Here is a 17,720-nt window from a genome sequence, read left to right as displayed (position 1 = left end):
GAGCAAACCATGCAAGTCAACCCAGCCATCAAGCCACGAATCGCGACACCCGCTCTGCTCATAGTGAGCGCAGTGACGATTACCATCGCCCCAATGCTGGTTGGGCTGACATCCAGTCTTACAGGCTCCAACCTAATCGTGGTAACCGTGGCCGTGGTGGCTATCGTCCTTCTGGCTGTGTGGGGTCAACGCATTCGCAGGCTGCGGCGATGGCAGACTGCCGCCGCCGACCGATGGCAAGCACTCGAGAGCTTCAAGCAGGCAGGCATAGCAACCGCAGAAGTCACTCTGCTCTCGGTCGACGCCGTCCAGCCCACCGGAACGTGGGTTACGATCCGCTGGAACCGCTTTAACTACATCCAACCCGCTTGGATCGAAGCCCTGGGCGAACCACTGTGGCCCGGGTCTGTTCTCCTCATCAAACCCGACCCTCAGCAAGTAAGGCCCGGATCTCCCTGGCCCACTACGTACCGGATTACCGGCAACGAGGTCTTGGCGTGGGCCCCAAGCGTGCGAAGCAAGTCCCTGAAACAAGCGAGCTGACGACGCGGATCTAAAGCGGCCTCCCCCTCCACGACTCCTGATCCACCCGTTGAACCTGCCCCGCCGGGAACCACTGAACGTGATAAACCCGCTGGTCATCGACCCACTCGATCAGCCCATACGACCTTGTGTACTTGATCGCGCGCCCGTAGATCTCGTTGACGCGAACCAGGGGCTGCTTGTCCGGGTTCATCTCGATGATCTTGCCGTCGTCGGGCTTCGGGTGTTCGCTGTCGGCGTCGAGTTGGGCCATCATGCGGGCGAAAGCGGTGGAGTCTTGCTTCGGTCTCATAGAAACAAGATTAGAACATATATTCGAATGTTCGAGCGGTGACAGAAGCAGGCCCACGCCGCTCCGGAAGCAGACGTGGGCCAGCAACAGCAATGAGCGGATCACATCGTCATGTCATTGGTCCGGACTCCGCCGAAAGGGGACGTCACCACCGGCCCTTTCGTGGAGACGTTGTAAACCGGCCAACCCGTCGCCGTCGTGGCCTCAGGACCAGTTGCTTCAACTGAAGCTTCAGGCTCGACAACCGGACGGGCCGCCCGCTGATACGTCGCGGTCCCAAACCGGAGGTCCGGGCCAATCGTGTCCGCGATGATCCGCCGGGCTTCACGCCGTTCGCCGTCTTTGTCGTACGCCCGGAACTCGAGTTCTCCGGAAACCATGACGGGGTCGCCCTTCTTGAGCGAGGAAGCCGCGTTCTCGGCCAGCATCCGGAAGGCTGAGACGTTGTGAAAGACAGGTTCGCCGTCCCGCCAGGTTCCGTCGGGGTTCTGGATCCGTTGGTTCACGGCAACGCGGAGCTTCGCGTGCGGAGTCCCCGATTCACCAATGGTGAGTTCAGGGTCCGCGACAAGATTGCCAGCGATAGTGATGGGGATCTTCGTGTTCATGGTTTTTCCTTCCTCAGCCGACGAGCCGGTCCCATCGGACATCTGCAAGTTCAAGGCCCGGCCACTTCGGGGCCTCGCATCGACCCACCCGGGCCAGGAACTCCGGCATAAGTCGGCGTGTCCTGGACACGGCGGTCAGCCTCGATCATGGCGATCTTCCCGCCAAAGCCAGGAGGATCCGACACCGCGAGGATCCCCTTGGTCGCCGCCGTCACACGCCCCAGAACGGACTTGGCAATATCAACCCGGGAGGCAGACACCCGACTATCCGAGGCATCGCGCCGCAGATCCTTCTCCGCGTCGATGACCGCGTCCGCCCAACCCGCCAGGTAACTGGCCGATCGCGCCGAGCGATCAATACCGTGCGCCCGAAGAACCGTGTAAGCAACAGATTCTGCTTCAACCTCAGCCAAGCCACGGTGATCCACGCTGCTCCCATAGAGCTTCCCAACGCCGTCGTCCGGCCCGTGGAGCAGGACATGCCCCAGCTCGTGGGCAAGAACAGCCACGCGCTCCTCCGGGTTCATCCAGGCGCCGACGTGGATTCGGTGCTCCGCAAAATCGGTAAACCCGCTCGTCAGCCCATACTGCGAGCGCGTGACGTCCAGCTTGAATGCATGCTGCTCAGCAACTTCAGTCAGCGATCGCCACAGTTCGTCCACATCCACGTCGGACTGCTGGCCCGCTCGAGGAACCAGCAGCGGCGTTCCTTCAGTTTGCGATACATCGAAGACCGCCTGCCCGCGCCATCCCGTGACCACGCTCTTCTTGCCGATCGCAACGGCGTCCGGTGGCGCAGCCTGGTTCGGCGGCACCAGCTTCCGTTGTCCGTCGGGCATACGCAATTCCTGCATCGATGCCGTCCGTGGAGCGATGATCCACAACGCATGCTCGCCCCGGAGGACAGTCCTTCCATGCCGTGCCCACTCCTTGTACCCAGCCACCAGCGAAGGTCCGTCCGTCCCCCTTTGGCCCATCTGCATCATCAGGAGTGCGACGTTGCCTCCCGAATAACGCCACAAGGTCGCAGATGCGTCCAGCAAGACCTGCCACCGCACGGGTGATTCGATGGCTTCCTCGAGAGCCGCGTGAAGCCCAGCCGTGAGGTCAGCGATGCGCTCCTCCGGCGATATGCGAGCGCCACTGTTTGGTTGAGCATGCACGCCGGCGGCGGGACCATCTTCATTTTGAGGGGCCACGACAGCCACCCTTCGTACTTCTTGGAACGGCCTGACAAGTAATCACTCATCCATGACTAACCCCGCCGTGAACCGCATGACTGTCAGCCGCCCGCCTGATGCGCATCCATCTTCCAGGTCTCAAAGTCCGTGTCCGCTGGCACCACCCTCAGCACCGGTTCCTTATGGCTCTGCAAACCCACGCAACCTGCGGTTCGAGTGTGGGTGCGGAGACGTTCGACGGCGTGTGGGAGCCTTTCGTGGAAGGCCAGCGGACCGAAGCCGGAATCGTCAGAGGTGAACGAAGCTAGCTCTGCCCGCTGTAGGGCATAGAGCTCCGCCACAATCTCGGAATGCCGCCACCAGCAATCCGGTACAACCGAAGTCGTCAGCTGATAGGCGCCAACGAACCATCGCACCCATTCGAACAGGCTCTGCCACGCCGCCACTGCTTGCTGCGAGGTCATGTCGCGCCAGCGGTGGGTCACCCCTATGTTCCGAGGGGACGGCTGGAACGATGACCGGAACAGCTCCGCCGTCAGTTCATCATCCAAGTCAGCTACCCGTCCCACCTCGAAATCAGCATCGTCCGCCTGGGTGCTCATTGATCCGCCTCGCTGTTCGTTTCCTGCCGGCTCAGATGGCCGGCGGCCAGCTCTCGCTCGGTCTCTAATTTCGAACGCCCCAGCTCAGCAGCGTCCTTGCGCTTATGCCAATCACGTAGGTCCAAAAGAATCGGCCGCGTCCGCCGACCCAACATAAGAGCAGTGCCAACTGGCAAGCGACGAATCTCATCCAGCCGAATGACCGGGCTCTCCCGAATCTGCTCTCCGTCTTGCCGCCCTTGAGAGGACCAGGACCGGGTGTTCAGGATGAGGCTTCGCTCCCCCAGCAACCCTGCCAGCGAGCGCAGATCACGCTCGTCAGACCCACCTCCGAAAATTACTTTGATGATCGCCGAGTCCCAGATCGTGGCGGCCTCTTCAATCGACCATCCGCTTCGAGCCTGCGACAGGGACTGCAGTACAACCAGAGTCGAGATGCCAATTCCACCTCCGTCCGACAGCACAACGGGAAGGCCCGGCCACGGCGACAAGTTCGCTATCTCGTCCAGGATGAAGGACAACGGAGGGTCCAACCGCCCACCTGCAGACACGAACGCCATCTCACGGGCCGCGTTGTCGATGTCATCGATGAGCGCAGATAGGTAGGGCCCCGCGGCCGCAGCTCCGGAGCGGGTCCCAATCAGGTAGAGAGTCCCACGTTGCCTGATGAAGCTCTTGGGATCGAACTCCTGCTCCTCATCCTGCGGATCAAGGGCAGCCATCACCCTGGGCGAGGACAAAGGTGCAACCGCAGCCGAGACTCCAATCCACGAGTTCGACGTATTGCGTGGATCGTCCTCCAGGATCCCCATCAAGTCCGCTTGCCAGCCACGAGCAGCCGCGGGGCTGGCCAGAACATCCAATGCTTCCCGGGCCAGAACCGGACTGGAAGACCAGCGGCGGAACGCTGCTACCCGCCCACCGGACAACGCGGCGGCGTGCAGTAGACACTGCAACACAATGAGCGAGCGCTTCTGCCACGCTGCATTCTCGCCCTTCATTTCCGTATCCGCAGTGATCACCAATGCCCGGCGCGTAGCAATGTCCGGGTCGGCACATCCTCGTACCGGTGACCAGCGAAGGGTCGACGGCAGCCCCGACATCCCCTGCGGATCGAACACAGTCACTGGCCGTCCCTCAGACTTCCGCGCTCGCATGGTCACCACCAGATTGTCAGCACGCGTGGATGTCGTCACGACTGCTCCAGGCGCGTCAAGGATCGCGTTGATCACTACGTACAAGCCCTTGCCCGACCGCGGCGCACCTTGAATGACCATCGATTCCTCGGTCGACACGTGGATGGTCACTCCCCGCGAGCGCCCGAGCGTCCAGGAAACGTCCTGGACGCTCGGCTTGCCCAGCCCGGGGCGGGTGTACTGGCCTCGCCGTCGAACCGCCCTCGCCCCAAAGTCCCGAACAATCTCCGCCCTGCCGGCCACCCCGTCCCGACTCAAGATCTCTTGCCGCAACCATGCACCCGATTGCTTCCACATCCGCCAAGTGAGAACACCTCCGACGGCGAGCGCAGCGACCATCACAAGTGCAGCGCCTACGAGCCACCAGATAGCTGCGACATCGGCGCGGCAGTCTCCTGCGGATCTCGTGATCCATTCAGGACGGCCAACCAGCAGGCCCGCGCCCGCCGTCGGCATGAATAACGACGGCGGCCTGCCGCCGCACTGCTTAGGTGTGGTCACAGCGGCCGCAACCTGGACAAGGAAGCAAAAGGCCACGTACCCCGCAACCAACCAAAGACCCACTGAGATCATCGGACTCGTGCTTCCCGCCCGCGATTTCACAGGTGCATCCGGTCATCAGTGCCGAACACTTCCAGTTCGTCCGTAGTTACCCGGTTCGCCACTATGAAGGAACGGTTTCCCACCTTCCAGAGCCCGACACCCTTCGGCAGATTCTCGACGTGGTCGCATTCGGCCTCCGTGAGACCCAGGGCCTCCTTCGTCAATCGCATCGCATCGTGCTTCTGCCGGTAAATGATCCGGGTATCCGCTTCCGTCAGGAGGCCCAGTGCCTTCTGACGATGACCGCTCATATTGTCGCCAATCTCATTGAGGTCTGCCACCTTGTGCATGATCAACAGATTCGCGATCCCGTAGGTCCGCGCGAGCCTCCACTGCTCGCTCATCTTCGCCAGCATGTACGGGTCGGCAAGCATTCGCCAACCCTCGTCGTACACCACAAGGCGCTTGCCGCCGTCGGGGTTTGTCACCGCGGCCTCAAGCCAGGTGGCGCTACAGGCAGCAGCCAAGGACAGCGCCTGCTCGGACGCACCTATCAGGGCAGAGGTGTCCATAACCATCATCGGGGCGTCGGCGTCGAACGCCACAGTGGAAGGTGCATCGAACATTCCTTCCAGATCACCGGAGACTGTCCGCCTGAGAGAATGGCTGACGGCAACTCCGCCTTCCTTCCCAACGAGGTCCAGCGTCTCCTTTGACGGGTTCAGCAAATGGTCGAGCACCATGGGAAGAGTCGGCTTTGAATTCTCGGCGGTCGTCTCCATCAAGGCCATGTCAAGGGCCGTGTGTTCAACGGGATGCAGCGGAGTGCCTTGACGCATCAGGGAAACAAGAGCCACAAGCAACTGCCGCCGACGCTGCCGCACCACAGCGTGCCATTGCGTGTCGCTGAGTGAGCTCGGGCGTGGTCCCGCATCCAATGGATTCACCCTCGCTGACCTGCCCGGCCCAACCGAAATGACTTTGCCCCCAACAGCTTTGGCGACGCCGACCCACTCGCCTTTCGGATCCGACGCCACGGCCGCCTTCCGCCCGAGGGTGATGGAACGCGCCACCAACGACTTCCCACACATCGACTTACCCGTGCCGACGGTCCCGATAACGACGATCGAGGGCCCGCTGATGATGCCCTTGTCATAGAGGATCCAGGGATCGTAGGAGAAGGCTCCGGATCCAAAAACGTCCGTTCCGATGTACGTCCCCTCATGACCCAAGCCCGATTCTGTGATGAAGGGGTAGGCCGCGGCGAACGTCAGCGTCGACGCGCGGTGCGGCGCTGGCCGCAGACGATGAGGTCCCCATAGGGTCTTAGCATCGCGACTCCCCCAGTCGCCGAGGAGGCGCTCGTGGTCAAGAGGGCACTCTGGTTTTTCTGTGCGCTGCGATCGAGTCATCCCCCGGCGGGGCGCCCCGCTTTTGGCTCGCCGTTCGGCCTTCCGGTCCGCGCGCGTGCCTGACGGCGTGTAACTCACCTCTTGAGCGTTGACCCTCATCGCAAACCCCGCCCCAAGGGAAGTCCTCCGGCAATGAACGCCGCCCACTGCTGTCCAGCAAGAAGACGAAGCTCTACGAATGCTCCCGCAGCTGCCGACTCAAGTTCATGTCGATGCCGAGCCAGGTCTTCCTGCGTCGAAGCCGTAATAGTGACGAACGCCGTCGGTCGGACATCACCGTGCCCCGCGACGATCTCTTCCTCACGTTGGGACACTTCCTCCTCCTCGGCCCGTTGCTCACGGGTCGTCGGGCGATCGAATCTGGCATTGATCCGCCGGCGGGTTTCGTGCGCTTCCTGGGCAGAGCGAATGTCGCGCAGAGCTTCAAGGGTGGGAACGGCCCTGATGACCTGGGTGACCGTGTGCCGGAAGTCGCCCACATAGACGAGAGGATGGAGGAAACCCGGGTACACCCTCTGACGCGGCCATTCCGCTACCCAGAACGTCTGGTGAAAGCCAGAATCAGTGCGAAGGTAAGTCCAGTGTTCTTCAACCGCCATGGGTCCTGAGCTATGTCGCGGTGGGTCCGCCGCATTACTTCGCTCGATGTCCTCTTGCCTGCCTGATCGTTTCGACACGGCCTCAGGATCAAATATGCCTCTGAACACCTCAAGCAGACGCGGCTCAGACAACCACTCCTCCACTCTGACTCCATGGCTGGATAGTGAAGTAGTTATCGCAGCAACCTCGAGCCTCAACAGGCGCTCGAGTCCGTTCTTCTTCCCACCGGATTCTTTGATCCTCCGGCGTGACTTGGAGGTATCGACCACCAGCGAAAGCAAAACATCGTGGCTCATCGCCGACCCGGCCGCGGAGATCAGATCCTGGTACGCCATCTGCCCCCACGAGCTGCGCTCGCCGTCGGCGGCCGGAACGGTCCGATCGTAGAAGTCCTGCAGTGCCGACGAGGGGTAAGGAACCGTATAGTCCTGGACGGCCATCCGCGCGATGTCGGAACGTTGAGCCAGCCCAGCTTGGACCCTGGACCATGCCTGAGCCGCCCACGCTTTATCGTCATCGTCCAGCAGTGCGAACGAGCGGGTGCTGCAACGGAGCACAACGACCGCTTCCCGCCCCTGCGGGTCGAGCACAACACACTCACCTCGGCTGAGCGGCTGTAGTTTGAGGTTGCCCAGTCCCCCAGGAAGGGCGAGTTGCCCTGGTTTGATGGGGCGCTCGGGGTGGACAAGGTAGGTCGTCTGCCCCAAAACACTGCGGACGAAAAACAGCACGATCAACGTGCCCCAGATCGGGTAAGGAATCCTCGAGTACTGCAGAACGCCGACCAGGACCAGTGAAAGCCACATCGGGGCCATGGCGGCGAGGCCTACGGGACCACCCGTTGCGGACGCGATGATCGCCGCGAGTACCCCCGTAGCCACCAATCCCAGCTGGTACCACTTCAGGCCCATGAAAATGCCACGGCGTTCGTACCTTGGAAATTTGACGGGCTCCAGAGCCCTGGTTTCGTCACTCATGGAATTTGTCCGGTGGTTGTGGGCGGTATGCCTGTTTCCGTTTAATTGGCGGCAGGTCCGACGTCGGTAGCGCGCTGCTCGGGTTTCTCACCTCGGGGACACGCGCAGAGGGATTCGGAGCTGATGTTCGACCGCTGGCGCGGGGACCGGTGCTGGTTTGCGTTCCTTGGGCCGTTGTCGTTCGGCCGCCGGGATCTGAAACAACGTGGCCCTGAACGACGTCGCTGCGTGAGCCGGTTCTCTCGTGAGAAGCCCGCGGATCGGGAGCGGTGCTGTTGCCACCCGAGGTGCGTACCGCCGTCGTACTTGTCAGGCTTCTTGGAATCGGAACGGAGGCCGGAAGGACCCGCGTCGGGATGTCTCGGCGGCCGGACTGAATGGGCTTCGTAATCGCGGACCGAGCCATCAACGACGCGACCGTGAGCCTGCCGCCGAGCTGCCGGCTCACCTGGCGGGTGACCACGCTGCTACTCCTCGCGAGTACGTGTCCGCCGCCAGCGGTCTGTGCTGCCGCGGCCAGTTCTCCGCCGGCAAAGCTCACGAGTCGCAGCGCCATAAGGGGTGCTCCACAGGCCAAGACCATGCCGACCGTTCCCGCGGCCAGACCGGCGAATGACTCGGAATCCGCAAAAAGCTTGATGGCCGTCGCCAGGACGGTTGCGGCCAAAGGCTTGGCAAGGAGCAGCGCGACGACGATCTCACACCATCGTCCGGCCCAGGCCCTGGACTTCTCCCACGGCATCATCATCAGGGCCACGGGAGCCACAGCAGCGAGTACCGCGAGAGCGAACGTCCTGAAAATCATTGAACACATGAGGATGAACGCGAGGATCCACACCACGATGACAGCCATGGCGGTGACGATCGCTCCGCCGACGGCGCCTCCCTGGTTGCCGGGCGCGAGTGAGATGACGTTCCATTCACGGTCCGATTCTGCGGGGGCTCGTTCGAACCCGAAGAGGCGCATGAACACGACGTAGGGATCTGTGCCGATGGACTCGAGAAGGGCAGCCGAAGCCTCATCGCTGACTCTGGTGAGCTGGCGGACGACGTAGACGGCCGCGGCCACGAGCGGCACTGCAGCCGCTCCCCCGATCAGCGCCCGCAGCAGACGTCGCGGTTGCTGGCTAATCAGGCCCGACAGCAACTGGAGGATCATCACGACGACGAGTGGTGTCAGCATGACGATGACCCACCAGTTGGTGAGTCCACCGATGGCCGTCCACTGGGAGTCGTCGACATCGGACACCGTAAAGGCGCCAGTGATGAAGCCCCACATCCACGACGCGACGTTCTGAAGGACATTCGCGAAGATAGCTGTGATGGAGCCCTGAGCGCCGTCGTTGGCTTGAGAGACGAGTCCGCATCCGGGCGGCCACCAGCCGTTCAGGTCGCACTCGACTGGCATGGCTCAGAAACCGAGTGGGAATGCCGTCTGCGACCACAGGATGTAGCCGTTTATTCCGCCGAGGATGGCCGCGACCGGCCCCGTCCACAGCAGGATCACTCCCCCGCCGGACGCAAGCCGTGAAGATTGGCTTAGCTTGCCGGCCAGGAGCATCGCCGCTCCGATGATCGCCACGATGGCGATGACGATGAAGGCACCGACGAGGATTCCCCCGCCGATCTGCTTCAACGACTCAAGGAAAGGGAAATTCGCGTTTGGTGTGATCCCAGGATCCACCGCTGTCAGAAACATCTGGTGCTCCATCCAGTCGTCTTCCAATGGAATGAGCTGATTGGGCTCACGACTTCATGGGGGTGGAGGGTGGGAACGACATGACGAAAAGCATGCATGGCCCACACTACGCGACATCCGGCCCTCTCAATTCGCTGCCCGGTGAAACTAGACGTTGATTGCTGGAACTGGAAAAACTTCTACGGCCTTATGAAACACTTGGATTGGACTCTGGTGCTCTCGTCTCGTACCCAGTGAGTTATGGAAGAACCCAGCCGGGAGCGGCAATAGAACCCGCGTCGAGGTCCTCCAGCAGGCGTCCCGAGGTAAGCTCTGAAACAACCGCATCAAATCTACCCGCTAGAGCTGAAACAGCCTCTCTAGGCTGCATTTGGCTGTTATGGGGAAGCCAGAGAGACCAAATTTCCAGCATCGCATCGACCATCGACTGACCGAGCTGTGCCAGACCCACCTCGCCAGGAACGTCATGAATGCCGTTATGCAGATGCAGGTTTCGCGCCGAGTATAGGGCTTCAAGTCGAGAAGCATAGTGGGCTGCCTGAGTGGTTAGGCGTTCCCGTAAGAGATCGGCGCTCCCTGCCAAGTCCCCAAGAACACGAAGTTCCGCGCAATGCTCGGGAAGCATCCCGTTACTAATTTCCTCGAGAGCTTGCGCATTGGCCGATAGCGCTCCAGCTCTCCACTCTCGAAGAGCGGCGCCCCAAGTGGAAAACGAGCCGAGAGTTGCAAAGCTCGGATCTCCATAGCCGACACCTCCTTCGGAGACTCCGACTCCATCGATCAGACTACGCATTCTAAGGGCGCGTGCTTTATGGAGTGACGCCAATCGCGTGCGCAAAAGAGCAGCTGTGTCGAGCCGCATAGCAGACAACTGTAGACCGGCAGAATGGGGACCTGAGTTGGCGTTCCGCCTTAATCGGCGAGCCCTACGGCTCAACGCTTCTGAAAGTCGGACTTCAACCTTCTCTGCCCTCGTACTTGTCGGCGAATACCGAACGAAAGTCCTGTATGAAGTGAAGAACAACTGTCTAAGCTCCAGTAGGGCAAGAGCTTTGCCGCACGCCTTGATATTGCTCTTCTTGATCCCGGCAGCCTCCAGGGCAACCCAGCTAAACGAGGCTCGAGTCACTGTAGCAGGGGCTGTTCTGATCATAGAGTTCACTCGCAGTGCTTGGGTCAATGACTCAATCGGCTGCATCCCGACAAGGCCAATTGTCTCCGTCCTGCGCGCGCTACCATCCAGCACCGTGAAGCCTCCTCTCTTGCTGCCACGCGCCGCAACCCCAGCTAGGGGATACAACGAAAGGAGTGCCGTCGGATGAGCTGCATGATACGAATCCAGAAGCGTGTGAAGCAATCGTGAAGCCTTGCTAAGCGCGCTCTGCGCGTCTGGCGCCTCGACAAGGACCTCCAGAAATATCTGTGGTCCTGGCAAGTACTCGCGTCCAGCAATGGAAAAACGCTGCTGAGACACCGATCGAATAAAGTCCGCCGCTTTCCCTCCTGCATTTCCCCAGCGCCGAAAACTCGCCATCCCGCGTCCGTCCATCAATGGGACAACGGAATCGTCCTGCACCAATACGCGAAAGTCATCAAGTGTTAGCGCGCCTACGACACCTACCGCTACAACGTGCTCGATGGGACCAGCAACGAGGAGGTCGGCGACCCGGTCTTGACAACGTTTGAGATCTTTCCAGTTCTGGGCAAGTAACTCATTAAGTCGCTGACCGAGAGTGTCTAGCTCCCGCTGATCCTCAATTAGTCCGGCTGCAAGCTCCCGAGACCAGCGGTCAACCTCCTGCGGTGTGGCGGCCTGAGATATCGACTCCGCGTAGACCGACCTCAGATACGCGTGCCATTCCCCTTGTAATACAACCCTGGTCTCATCATTAATTATCCGCGAGTACCAGTTGAAAGCCGAGGCAAAGGACGACGCGCGTGGGAGGCGCTCATACGCGTTCTTTGCAGCTTCTCGGGCGCTGTCTCGCAACCAGCCGTAAGGCTGGCCCGAGTCCGCGTGACTGCGAGAGATAGTGTCCGCCCACAAGACAGATGCGGCGAGGGTCGGGTGCGCCAACGCCGAGCGCGTCAGGACGGCCTTTTCTTGTGCTGCGCGGATCGTACTCTCAGTCGTATAGCCCAGAGACCGCCACTCCGCAAGTGGATTCGTAGCCATCCAATCCCTCATATGTGTAACCACGAACTCAACGTACAATGAAACAGCGGGAATAGATAATTCCTCTAGTAACAAAACCTTGCAATGATCCGGATAATGCTGCGTGGTGAGCGTCATGGAGGCCCAGCCCTGCGCACTCGAGTCAAGCAGTAGTCCGTCGTCAAAAGGCACCAAGAGACCCGTTGAAACCTCCCTTTGCATATTGAGCAAGAATGCAAATGTGTAAATTTTTCGGAGCCCAAACCCGATAACCTACCTAGGCTGGGCACAAAAAATTGACGAGGCGGAACGCAAGAAAGAAGGCGGACCACTAATTGTTTCAGAAGTGGCAAGTTTACTTTCCCTGCACTCGACCTCGCGGGTCTAACAATGACAGCTCAGTTCGCTCCATCTGCAGCATGAACTATCTTTTCGGCGAAGGCTCTCTGCGCTGTGAGTGTGGGATCCGAGTGCAAACCTAAACGGTGCACCTCCGTGACCCAAGATGGTCCGTGGCCGGAAACGCTTGGCACAAATCGCTCAAGCTCTCCCACTGGTACTACCAGCAGACCCAGAGCGGCCAATTGATCTAGCAGGGCTTCACCGGCAGCGAACGGCTCACCCGAGGGAACAGCGCTCAGTCCCGCTCTCTTTACCTTGTCCCAGCCGTTGTCCACTTTCAGTAGGTCTTGAAGCCTTCGTGCATCAGCGCGCTGTACGTTTCTGCCAGTGATACCGTCGATCCCACTGACGAGGGCTTCTTTCAGGGCCACTTTGGACATAGGTTTATCGTCCGAGGTAAGCGCCGCATTCAGGACTTGCCAATTACGGTTCATTTCAGCGAAGTTACCATCGAGAGCGGTAACGGTGCGTTCGAGCAAGTCCTTATTGTTGAGGATATCAAAGTCAGCAACCACCACTACGGGAATACTTATCGCTCTGAGCGATGTCACAACACTACTAATTCTCGCCTTTCCGCCGCAGTGGGAGAAAAGCAACTGAGGACGACGACTCACTCTGCCAACGTCCCCGGCGTCGTAGAGGGCATCAATAACCGAGCTGTAGAACCGACAGTCAGCGTCACCCTCGCAGAGTACTACGGCATCGTGAAAAAGCCCTTCGAGCAGATTGGAGTATCTGAGTAGAGGGTCGTCCCATAAAGATCGGACTTCGTCGGGCTCCAAAACCGACGCCCTATTAATGTTGCCATCGCGCATGAAACGGACAATCGTGACTGGCGCTTCAGTTTCGAGAACGCCCTGGACGATATCGTTGCTATGAGTGGCAAGGAACAGTTGCTGATTCGTCGTGGCCCTGCGAGCCAACGTCTGTCCAAGTAAGCGGGCTTGGGGAGGATGCAGGAAAGCTTCGGGCTCGTCTACGAGGGTCATGGGGTGGTTTCCGGCGAGTATGTGCAGCAGAAGCCCCATGTAGCTCTTAATTCCATCCCCGACTTCTTCAAGAAGCGGAAGTTCGGCCAGGCCCTCTAGGTACTCCGATGTGGGAGCACTTCCTCGGTGCTCAAATTCAGGAGCCGGACCAACTCGCAGACTGATCACACCGCCCGCGAAACGGTCAACTGTTAGTGGCAGACCAAAAGCAGCGACAGCCGCCTCGTTCAAGGCTTCCTCTAGTTCGGGCTCCCTGTAAGCCCTTTGAAGCGGCTCGCTAATTGGCTGGGTGTTGAAATTTATGTTGGAGACCGACTTTCCGGCTTCTAGGCGAGATGTTGCGTCCGCATGATAGATGAACAGTTTGGCAAAATGTTGAAGACGCTTGTTCAACCAGATGGTGCCCGCCTGCGACAGGCTCGTTGCTCCGTAGTCGCCAATCTGCCGTCGTTCTTGCCCATCAGAGGTTCTCGAAATGGGAATGTTAGTTTCGGCCCACGAAACAAAGTCGGGCCCAGACCCTACTTTTTTCAACTCCAGGTTGACAACTGCCCGGCCCACGTAGGAGTCCGGGGCATCATTCAGCCCGAAGATATCGCGCAGGGATTGACTCTTACCGGAGTTATTCGGGCCAACAAACAGAACAACGCCTGATTGCGGAAGAACGACCGTCGATCCATCGCTGATGCTAAGCGACTCGAGGTAAAGCTGGATGGAATTCGTCACCAAGCAAGAGTACTAGCCATTCATCTTTCTGTAAGCAAGTTGAAGTAGACCGTTCCCGTGTTCCAATTAATGGGGTGCAGGAGGGTTCCAACAGAGGGGTTGAGAGCGCTGTACATCAGCCCATTCCCAGCATAGATGCCCACGTGTCCCCAGTTGTTCGGTCCTTGGGGGTTTTGAGCCACCAGATCGCCAAGCTGCGGACTATCTGTCATCCGCCCTACGCGCCATTGCTCCACGCGCGGAAGCTCAATGCCAACCTGTCGGTAAATCCACTGGACGAACCCAGAACAGTCCCACGCCTTGAACGCAGTGCCGCCCCAGACATATGCGCCTCCAACCCCCATCTTGGTAAAGCGAAGAATGTCCTGGCGGATCTGACTCAAACCTTCAGATGAGACAACTTCGGAGCTCACTCCGGAAGCCTTCGTACATGCAGGAGCCGGTGCGATCCCACTAAGAGCGTCCACAATCGCAGACGCTTGCGGCTCCCATCGGTCATACAACTCCGGGAAGGCCGAAACCTGTACCGCTTGGGCAGCCTGCCCTTTGCTCATCGAGGCCCACCCCGGCACATCCAACAACCCGCGCGGGCTTCCATGGTTGGGCCCTGCCGGCCCTCCATAGAAGGCACGAGCGTTGTAAGTGACATCCATCAACTCTTGGACGCTTCCCCATCCGGCGGCGGGTCGTTGCTGAGCCGAGCCGACGGAGTCGTGGTCGCTACCAACGCCATCATGCGGAAAGTTGAAGGATTCGGGGACGCTGGTATTGGCCAACATCCGCAGGCTCGACTCCTGTAGTGACATCATGATGGCAATGACCAACGCCTCACGTGGCAGGCCAAGCCCCTTACCGACCGAAACGTAACCCGAAGCTACGTGCGTCTGGGCCGCCGACAGCCCGGCGACGCCAGCGCCGCCCGGCTGGTCGACTACAACGGCGGCTATTCCCGCACCAGCATCAGCCTCAGAGACACAGGCGACGGCCGCCGTCGGAGGATCCGCCACCAAAACAACGGCAACCGCACTGGCCACGACACCAAATGCCAGCGCGACAACCGCCACGAACGCTCCAAGCAACCTGCAAAGCGTGCGCCGTCGCACGAGAGCGACAGCCAGTCCTGGATGAGGCATCAGTAAACGATTCGATTGGAGGACGCATAGAAGGCGACCATCACGCAACGATCTGCAGGCGCTGTCGGTGCTGGAGGACAGTTGACCATGACGCTGACCGGCGCGGAGTACGAGTTGGTACTCGCTGAACTGTGGTCCTCGACAGAAAGCCGCACAGTGCAGACATGCAGCCCTGGCCATGGAGCAGGTCGTTCGCGTACCTTGACTAGCTGCTCGTCACATGTCGATGACTCCGACTTCGCTTCCCGGAAAGCGCCTTGGCCCGTGAGGGTGGCAAAGGATCCAGCGTTTACACCCGTAGCCTCGAATTCCTGAACCAGAACAGACCGTGGATTGGAACCATCCGGGAGCAACACCCATAGATCGCGGATCCGGCCGTACACCTCCGAATAGGACGAATTCCTCGTATCCCAGGTGTAGATAGCTTCGGCAACCGAAGAAGCAACCGCGCGAAAGTCCGTTGGCCTAGGTGTAGGCGGAATAACCGACGGGTTCGTTGCTCCCGACGGGCGAACTGTGGGCCGAGGAACGGGACTAGAGGCGCGCGGTGCTGGAGTTGAAGCAACAGGAGAATCCGCCGGCGCCGCCCCAGTGGCTGGCCCTTTGGACGGCAGCGCGATCAGCAGCGCCAATGAGCCGACAATCAGAAGGACCGTTAATCCAAAGACCCAGCGACCCAATCGCGTCCGAATCCCGTTGGCCCTTCGAATACTCATGGTTCACCACCTCCAAATGCCCTTGTCGTCAACTGCGAAGTAGAGGCCTCCGAAGATCAGAAAGAGGCCGCCGTGCGCACTACCCGCCAAGCGGTTTGGTAGAGACGCCTTGCAGTGCCAATCTGCACAGCGACATAGCGATCGCTGACCCCGAGTTCCCGCGCCAAGCGGGCAATCGCAGCTTGCCGTTCCGGCCCGTGAATCTCGGGTAGAACAATCGCCTTGGCAACGGCGCGCAGCAGGGCACTCGGGAGGCATTCAATAGCGCGCTGACAGAGCTGGCCGATGTCGCTGATGCTGCCTGGGGCGACATCGAGTGCCCGGCTGACGGTCTTCGCGGTCTGTCGCACCGCAGTGACTGCATTCCAACGACGGCGGTCGTGCTGAGTTGGGAGGGCGTACTGCCGAGGTGCGGTGAGGCTCTCCACGGCCATTCGCCACGTCGGGGCTGACACGGCCTCGCGAGTCAACTGAAGCACCATGACCGCCCACTCGTGGTCGATAATCTCCTGAGTTTCGGCATTGTCCTGTGCAATGAGGATGGCTGATACCTGTCCCCAGGATCCGGAAACTTCCTCGCCCGTAGGATCGAGCAGCAGAGGCAGGGTCTTGTGGTTGAGTTCGCGGCGAGCATGGGCGGCACATATATTGGATGTCACGCCCTGCACCCACGCATCAAAGGGTACTCCGGGAAGTTGGCGGTAATGTCCCCGCGCCACACCATCCCAGACCGCCACGCGAATATCCTGCAGAACATCGTCCACGTCGCATGCACGTCCGATATGAGCGAGGTGGGAGACGACGTATCGCCGCACTCCTTCGACGGCTCCCATCATTTGGTCATTAGATACCAAGAGTGTCGGTTCGGCTGGACGCGTTAGGGAGATGTCCACTACCCGAGATCCTGGCCGCAGTTCTTCGGCTTGCTCAACGCTGTCGTTCAGGCCCATCGCCCTCACCGCTTCAAATAGCTATTGTTCAAAGACGTTCGCCGCACCCCAGCGACGTAGTTATGGCCGGCTGAACCGAACCAAGAATCGAAGCATCTAAAAAGTATTGTCGAAGATACTTTAAGTATCGTCAAGAGTGCGCTTCTTACTTTTTTCATGTTGTTCGGTAAGAATTGAGCCATGCCACGGATTACGCAGCCTCACGACGACGCTTGGTCGCCCGATGTCGAGGCAGCTGTGGCCACGTTCGGCAACAGGGCCAGAAACGAAATACTGAGGTTCCTCACGACGTTTGGCCCTGCAACGCGCGGCGACATCGTGGACTCTGTGAGCGCCGGAGAGCCCAGTGTCGCCAAGCATCTGGTTGCCCTGGAACAGGTTGGGGCCATCGTCGTCGATGTTCCCGCCGGCCGCCGCCACGGCCGTTCCCCTCGCTACTCAGCCAATCCCACCCGCATCAAGGAGTTGCTGGACGCTCACCTTCGGTATGTCCTGGAGGAGTAGCCGCCGCCCTCTCACCATGCGGGTGGAGGTCGATGTCCTTATTCAGATACTCGGTAATTGCCCGCAAAGTTTCAGGCGAGACGTCACCCAAGGTTCTGACGGCAAAGGTCTTCACCCGGGCCGCCCTCAAGGACTTCACAAACTCCAACTGCGAGTCAATGCGTTTCGGGATGTCCCCTTCGACGCCGTTCAGCAGGTAGGAAGGATCGACGTCGAACATCTCGCAGATGGCGGTGAGCAACTGGGGATCGCTGACCAGGCGCCCCGTTCCGTCCTTCATGTAAAACCAGCGGGCCCGCGAGATCTTGACGCCTCGAGCTTGGAGGCCAGCCTCAATTTCCCTGAAGGTGACCGGCGATCCCCTCTCAGCAACAACGACATCCAGCAAAAGGTTCAATCGGCGCGCGAGCGTTGCCTGCGGTAGCTCGCCATTGCGGCTAGCGTCTTTCGCCGGCATGCTCCACCTTCCGATCGCCTACCGTGTACGATACT

Annotated in this window: 16 protein-coding genes; 2 read left to right on the top strand and 14 right to left on the bottom strand. The window is 60.0% G+C overall.

Features of this window, described 5'->3' with window-relative positions; translation table 11 throughout:
• The first annotated feature begins 72 nt into the window (after positions 1-72).
• A complete protein-coding gene (locus ACPFL9_RS09235) occupies positions 73-543 on the top strand; it encodes a hypothetical protein (protein ID WP_426007215.1) in 471 nt (156 codons plus the stop codon).
• A 10-nt stretch (positions 544-553) separates the two neighbouring features.
• Here the strand turns inward: ACPFL9_RS09235 and ACPFL9_RS09230 are convergent, their stop codons facing one another.
• From ACPFL9_RS09230 to ACPFL9_RS09170, 13 genes are all read right to left on the bottom strand, one after another.
• Entirely contained in the window at positions 554-835 is a 282-nt protein-coding gene (locus tag ACPFL9_RS09230; RefSeq protein ID WP_426007214.1) for a hypothetical protein, read from the bottom strand.
• A 101-nt stretch (positions 836-936) separates the two neighbouring features.
• Positions 937-1,443 (bottom strand): single-stranded DNA-binding protein, encoded by a 507-nt coding sequence (locus tag ACPFL9_RS09225; protein ID WP_426007213.1) that lies wholly within the window; start codon positions 1,441-1,443, stop codon positions 937-939.
• 50 nt (positions 1,444-1,493) lie between these two features.
• Entirely contained in the window at positions 1,494-2,642 is a 1,149-nt protein-coding gene (locus ACPFL9_RS09220) for an ArdC-like ssDNA-binding domain-containing protein (RefSeq protein ID WP_426007212.1), read from the bottom strand.
• An 83-nt stretch (positions 2,643-2,725) separates the two neighbouring features.
• The gene (locus tag ACPFL9_RS09215) at positions 2,726-3,226 is read right to left on the bottom strand and encodes a hypothetical protein (protein ID WP_426007211.1); all 501 of its coding nucleotides are present in this window, start codon (positions 3,224-3,226) and stop codon (positions 2,726-2,728) included.
• Entirely contained in the window at positions 3,223-4,521 is a 1,299-nt protein-coding gene (locus tag ACPFL9_RS09210) for a type IV secretory system conjugative DNA transfer family protein (protein WP_426007210.1), read from the bottom strand. The genes ACPFL9_RS09215 and ACPFL9_RS09210 overlap by 4 nt, the downstream gene beginning before the upstream one ends.
• Positions 4,522-5,021: 500 nt before the next feature.
• On the bottom strand, positions 5,022-6,197 hold the full coding sequence (locus ACPFL9_RS09205; protein WP_426007209.1) for an ATP-binding protein: 1,176 nt from the start codon (positions 6,195-6,197) through the stop codon (positions 5,022-5,024).
• 275 nt (positions 6,198-6,472) lie between these two features.
• Positions 6,473-7,954, bottom strand: a complete 1,482-nt coding sequence (locus ACPFL9_RS09200; protein WP_426007208.1) for an SCO6880 family protein — start codon at positions 7,952-7,954, stop codon at positions 6,473-6,475.
• Positions 7,947-9,362: a type IV secretion system protein gene (locus ACPFL9_RS09195; protein ID WP_426007207.1), complete on the bottom strand. Its 1,416-nt coding sequence runs from the start codon at positions 9,360-9,362 to the stop codon at positions 7,947-7,949. The genes ACPFL9_RS09200 and ACPFL9_RS09195 overlap by 8 nt, the downstream gene beginning before the upstream one ends.
• Before the next feature lie 3 nt (positions 9,363-9,365).
• On the bottom strand, positions 9,366-9,653 hold the full coding sequence (locus ACPFL9_RS09190) for a hypothetical protein (RefSeq protein ID WP_426007206.1): 288 nt from the start codon (positions 9,651-9,653) through the stop codon (positions 9,366-9,368).
• Positions 9,654-9,891: 238 nt separating this feature from the next.
• Positions 9,892-11,946 carry a hypothetical protein gene (locus ACPFL9_RS09185; RefSeq protein ID WP_426007205.1) on the bottom strand — a complete coding sequence of 685 codons (2,055 nt, stop codon included), beginning with the start codon at positions 11,944-11,946 and terminating at the stop codon, positions 9,892-9,894.
• 260 nt (positions 11,947-12,206) lie between these two features.
• Positions 12,207-13,925 (bottom strand): ATP-dependent nuclease, encoded by a 1,719-nt coding sequence (locus tag ACPFL9_RS09180; protein ID WP_426007204.1) that lies wholly within the window; start codon positions 13,923-13,925, stop codon positions 12,207-12,209.
• A gap of 20 nt (positions 13,926-13,945) precedes the next feature.
• Positions 13,946-14,989 (bottom strand): C40 family peptidase, encoded by a 1,044-nt coding sequence (locus ACPFL9_RS09175; protein ID WP_426007203.1) that lies wholly within the window; start codon positions 14,987-14,989, stop codon positions 13,946-13,948.
• An 841-nt stretch (positions 14,990-15,830) separates the two neighbouring features.
• A complete protein-coding gene (locus tag ACPFL9_RS09170; RefSeq protein WP_426007202.1) occupies positions 15,831-16,610 on the bottom strand; it encodes a hypothetical protein in 780 nt (259 codons plus the stop codon).
• 294 nt (positions 16,611-16,904) lie between these two features.
• Between ACPFL9_RS09170 and ACPFL9_RS09165 the strand changes: the two genes are divergently transcribed.
• Positions 16,905-17,228: an ArsR/SmtB family transcription factor gene (locus tag ACPFL9_RS09165; RefSeq protein WP_274258199.1), complete on the top strand. Its 324-nt coding sequence runs from the start codon at positions 16,905-16,907 to the stop codon at positions 17,226-17,228.
• Here the strand turns inward: ACPFL9_RS09165 and ACPFL9_RS09160 are convergent.
• Complete coding sequence (locus ACPFL9_RS09160) at positions 17,182-17,685, bottom strand: hypothetical protein (protein WP_426007201.1); 504 nt, start codon at positions 17,683-17,685, stop codon at positions 17,182-17,184. The two genes, ACPFL9_RS09165 and ACPFL9_RS09160, sit on opposite strands and share 47 nt — an antisense overlap.
• Positions 17,686-17,720: the final 35 nt, after the last annotated feature.

Source organism: Paenarthrobacter sp. NyZ202, from assembly GCF_049860755.1.
Taxonomy (GTDB): Bacteria; Actinomycetota; Actinomycetes; order Actinomycetales; family Micrococcaceae; genus Arthrobacter.
Note: the sequence above shows the minus strand (reverse complement) of the source record. Positions and strands in the feature narration are given on the sequence as shown.